Annotated in this window: 1 protein-coding gene; it reads left to right on the forward strand. The window is 66.4% G+C overall.

The window, feature by feature from the left end; translation table 11 throughout:
• The coding region (locus DW178_RS11450; protein WP_199669297.1) for a hypothetical protein at positions 1-268 on the forward strand (268 nt) is incomplete at both ends.

A 268-nucleotide genomic window follows, 5' to 3' on the forward strand; every position in this document is an offset into this window, starting at 1 on the left:
GAGCCCACGCCGAACGATCCCGAGTTCGACCCCTACGAGTGCGAGAGCACCTATGCCCTCTGGGCCTTCAAGGAGGAGGGCGAGCCCGTCAAGTTCCTCGAGACCTCCCTTGTCGAGAACCCGGACTGCCCTTCCGGCTATTCCTTCTGCTGGCGCACCCTGTCGCTGTGCGATAGGACCGGAAAGCTCGTCGACCGCTTCGGGGGCGATATCGGGGACGTCTCGCGCGCCGACTATATCGCGGACACGGTGCTCCCCGGCGGGGCCG

Origin of the sequence: Eggerthella sp. AM16-19 (assembly GCF_003474385.1) — a bacterium.
Taxonomy (GTDB): domain Bacteria; phylum Actinomycetota; class Coriobacteriia; order Coriobacteriales; family Eggerthellaceae; genus Senegalimassilia.